The sequence below is a fragment of the Psychromonas sp. B3M02 genome (assembly GCF_003318165.1).
GTDB lineage: Bacteria > Pseudomonadota > Gammaproteobacteria > Enterobacterales > Psychromonadaceae > Psychromonas.
Window position 1 is genome coordinate 1 of record NZ_QOCB01000056.1, and the last position, 1,148, is coordinate 1,148.

Annotated in this window: 1 protein-coding gene; it reads right to left on the reverse strand. The window is 50.1% G+C overall.

The genetic code is table 11. The annotated features are described in order from the left end of the window. Window position 1: 1 nt before the first annotated feature. The coding region (locus DS885_RS17515) for a hypothetical protein (protein ID WP_181817724.1) at window positions 2–1,148 on the reverse strand (1,147 nt) is incomplete at its 5' end.

Below are 1,148 nucleotides of genomic sequence, written 5' to 3' on the forward strand. Positions count from 1 at the left end.
CTTAGGCGTAGTACACCGTATCGCTTAAGGTCACCGTCACCTCATCGCCATCTTCATCGAAGGTCTCGAAGGTAGCAACGGTCGCACCTTCAACGGCACTGCCGTCATCTTCGGTGAAGTCGTTGCTCACTAGGTTAATAATTTCTGGGGCGTCGTTTACTGTGGTGACACTTGGCTCAACGCTTACCGTCTCACCGTTAGTGGTGCCATCGTTTGGAACCAATGTAAATACTGGTAGCTCTTGACCGCTGTTCACTAGGTCAGCACCGGCTTGGGTTAACACCACCGTGCCATCAACTAATGCATAGTTCACCGTATCGCTTAAGGTCACCGTCACATCATCGCCATCTTCATCGAAGGTCTCGAAGGTAGCAACAGTCGCGCCTTCAACGGCACTGCCATCATCTTCGGTAAAGTCGTTGCTCACTAGGTTAATAATTTCTGGGGCGTCGTTTACTGTGGTGACACTTGGCTCAACGCTTACCGTCTCACCGTTAGTGGTGCCATCGTTTGGAACCAATGTAAATACTGGTAGCTCTTGACCGCTGTTCACTAGGTCAGCACCGGCTTGGGTTAATACCACCGTGCCATCAACTAATGCGTAGTTCACCGTATCGCTTAAGGTCACCGTCACCTCATCGCCATCTTCATCGAAGGTCTCGAAGGTAGCAACAGTCGCGCCTTCAACGGCACTACCGTCATCTTCAGTAAAGTCGTTGCTGACTAGGTTAATGATTTCAGGGGCATCGTTTACTGTGGTGACACTTGGATCAACGCTCACCGCGTCACCATCTACCGTGCCATCGTTTGGAATAAGTGTAAATGCAGGTAATTCTTGACCGCTGTTGACCAAGTCTGCACCCGCTTGGGTTAACACAACCGTGCCATCGACTAATGCATAGTTCACGGTATCGCTTAAGGTGACCGTCACCTCATCGCCATCTTCATCGAAGGTCTCGAAGGTAGCAACTGTCGCGCCTTCAATGGCACTGCCATCATCTTCAGTAAAGTCGTTGCTGACTAGGTTAATAATTTCAGGGGCGTCGTTAACAGTCTCAACACTTGGATCAACCGTTACGGTATCGCCATCAGTGGTGCCATCATTCGGAATCAGTGTAAACGCTGGTAACTCTTGACCGCTGTTCACT